This is a genomic window from Microvirga sp. P4_G7, assembly GCF_056401005.1.
Genome location: NZ_JBFUKD010000485.1, coordinates 1 through 2984, shown reverse-complemented (window position 1 = coordinate 2984; position 2984 = coordinate 1). Strand labels below are relative to the sequence as shown.

The window sequence follows — 2984 nt, the reverse complement described above, 5'->3', positions numbered from 1 at the left end:
AGATGTAGTTCGGCCCCTTTTTCATGGCCGCCATCACGCCGCGGGCGAGCGCAGGGGGAAGAAAGAGCGCGCCAGCAAAGCCGATCAGCGCTTGACTGACGTACAAATTGACGGGGCGCGTCAAACTCGTCGCCTGTCCATCCATCCACGCGCCGCACGCGACGAGCGCCAATCCGACGATATGAATGGGAGTTTCCCGCTCCGGTCTCGTCGTCAACGCGATCGCAACCGTGCCTGCGAGCACACCGAGAAGCACGAAGAACGACAAAGTGATCATCTGATCGTTGTTCAGTCCGAGCGCTTGGAAGAAGCCCACGGCGCCCGTGGTCTGTTCCGAGAGCACGAGACGGACGACGAGAAGAACAGTCGAAAAATGCAGCATCTCCGGCGTAATGAGCCAGCGCACGTCGATCAAAGGATTCGTGCGGTTGATCTCGATGGCGACGGCGACCGTCAAGGAGGCGATGGCCATGGCAAGCGTGATGCCGATCCATGGAGCTTCGAACCACCAGTAGAGGCGACCGAGAGTCAGAATCACGGCCAGTGATCCGAAGCCGACGGCAATCAGCAGGAAACTGACGATGTCGAGACGCTCGATCACCTTGGAGCGTGGAGTCGGCGCCAGCGGCAGAAGATAGACGGCGGCGAAGCTCATCAACGCCAGCGCCATTTCGATCATGTAGAATTCGCGCCAGCCGCCGCCGTTGATGAGGCTTGGTGACATCATGCGTGCGAGCGGTGCGCCGAGCTGCGTTCCCAGAAGCGCCATTGCCAGGCCGACCGTGAGTTTCTTCGCCGGTGGGAAAGCCTCCAGCATGTAGAGAAAGCCCAACGAGGAGATCGGCGACGCAGCGATGCCGAGGGCCGCGCGCACAACGATCGCCGAGTGCAGGTCCTCGATGAAGAGATGCATCAGCGTGACGACGAGATAGAGACCGATGCTCAGTTCCGCGAAACGCCGCAGCCCGAACTGCATGCGTACTTTCACCAGCAGTAGAGACAACGTGACGTTCGGCGCCATGTAGGCGGCAACCAGCCACGTCGCCTCGATCGGCGTCGCGCCGAGAGCGCCTTGAATGGCTGGAATATTGGCTGAAACGAGATTGAGGCCAAGCCCCTGCGTCGTCCACAAGACGAGCGATGCGGCGATATACGCGGCCGCGCGCGGCCGCGCTAATGCAGCTGCGGGAGCGGGTGGTGGGGATGGGGCTGCCGCAACAACGGGCATTTCGGAGCTCGGCGTCACGGAATGGGATGCGTTCATTCTTGACCGCGCGCCGGGACGGTGGTGTCCGGCGTGTCCTTTGTTAGCTCTGGCGTGTCTTTTCGAGCCGGCGTCCGATCTGATTGAGGACCCGCGTTGCCGTCTCGAGGTCCTTCGGGTCGATGTCTCGCAAAAGATCGTCTCGAATTGCGTCGGTCGTCGCGCGCACGTCATCGACGATCTTGCGTGCACCTTTGGTGAGGAAAATATGGTTGGTGCGACGGTCATCCTGAACGGCGCGGCGTTCTGTCAGTCCTTGCTTTTCCAAGCCGTCGAGGAGGCGTACCAAAGTCGCCGTCTCGATTTCGAGCTCATCGGCCAATTCCCGCTGGGTCACGCCCGAGGTCTTGCCAGCGAGAATCCTGATGACTTTCGCACGGGCGAGGGTGAGACCGATGCCTTTCAGCTTGGCGTCGACGACCGTGCGCCAATGGCGCGCGGCTGTCGCAAACTCATCAGCAAAGGCTTGCTGTTGTTCAGGCGATGACATGATAGGGATCATATTGATAGGGTGCTAACGATCAGATAGCTGATCACCCGCGCCGATGCAAGTGTTCAGGCGCACATGAGTAGGAAGGGCGGCCATGCCCGGGACGCAAAGCCGCCACCGCGCTGAGCTCGCACCACCTTGGCCAGGAACCTCTTTGCGAGGGGCATTTTTGAAGGAAGACCCGCCCGCTGCTCCAGGCTCAGGAGGCCAAGGGCTAGATCAGCTCGCGGGTCGCATCCGCAGGATCCGGCCATTGGCGGAATCCGTCAGGAGATAGATAAAGCCGTCTGGACCCTGGCGAACATCGCGAATTCTGTCGCTGAGGCCCTGCAGCATGCGCTCTTCGCCCGTCACTTTGTCGCCACTGATCTCCAACCGGGTCAGCAGCTTCCCGGCGAGCGCACCCACGAGAATGTTGCCGCGCCAGGCCGGGAACTGGTCGCCGGTGTAGAACGTCATGCCGGAAGGCGCGATCGAGGGATCCCAGTAGTAGATCGGCTGCTCCATGCCTTCCTTGGATCGCCCGACGCCGATCTTGGCTCCCGAGTAATCGACTCCGTAGCTGATGACCGGCCAGCCGTAGTTCTTGCCCTTGCGCGGAATATTGATTTCGTCGCCCCCACGCGCGCCATGCTCCGCCGTCCACAATTCGCCGGTGGCTGGATTGAGTGCAGCCCCCTGAACGTTGCGATGGCCGTAGGACCAGATCTCCGGTTTCGCGTCGCCTCTGTTGAGGAACGGATTGTCTGACGCAGCTCCGCCTTCGGGCTTGATGTGGATGATCTTTCCGAGGTGGTTCGAAAGGTTTTGCGCCTGGTCACGCAGGTCGAAGCGATCGCCGACCGTCACGAAAAGATTTCCGTTGCGGTCGAAGATCAGGCGCGATCCATAATGATTGGTACCGGTGTGCGACGGCTCCTGCTGGAAGATCAGCTTGCCCCTTTCGAGCGCAGTACCCGAATCATTGAGCCGGGCGCGCATGACGCTGGTACCCGAGCGCCCGTCGCCCCGGTTCTCGGCGAAACTGAGATACACGAGACGGTTCTGGGCGAATTTTGGATCGATCGCGACATCGAGAAGCCCGCCCTGACCGCGGGCCGAAACGTCGGGAACCCCTACAATCGGCGTTGAAACCTTTCCGTCGGCGGTGACGATTCGCAGCCGCCCCGGTCGTTCCGTGACGAGCATTCGCCCATCGGGCAAGAACGCTAGCGCCCAGGGATTCTGCAG

Annotated in this window: 3 protein-coding genes; all 3 read right to left on the bottom strand. The window is 61.2% G+C overall.

Features of this window, described 5'->3' with window-relative positions:
* Positions 1-1228, bottom strand: a 1228-nt coding sequence (locus AC1DT3_RS16765) for an MFS transporter (RefSeq protein WP_477466374.1), incomplete at its 3' end; no start/stop codon positions are given.
* A 79-nt stretch (positions 1229-1307) separates the two neighbouring features.
* Positions 1308-1754 carry a MarR family winged helix-turn-helix transcriptional regulator gene (locus AC1DT3_RS16760; protein WP_477466373.1) on the bottom strand — a complete coding sequence of 149 codons (447 nt, stop codon included), beginning with the start codon at positions 1752-1754 and terminating at the stop codon, positions 1308-1310.
* Positions 1755-1973: 219 nt separating this feature from the next.
* Positions 1974-2984: PQQ-dependent sugar dehydrogenase (locus AC1DT3_RS16755; protein ID WP_477466372.1), on the bottom strand; the 1011-nt coding region annotated here is incomplete at its 5' end.

Bases quoted from the DNA above. Each gene is read 5' to 3' on its own strand.
- AC1DT3_RS16760 (WP_477466373.1), bottom strand. From the start codon at position 1,754: ATGTCATCGCCTGAACAACAGCAAGCCTTTGCTGATGAGTTTGCGACA.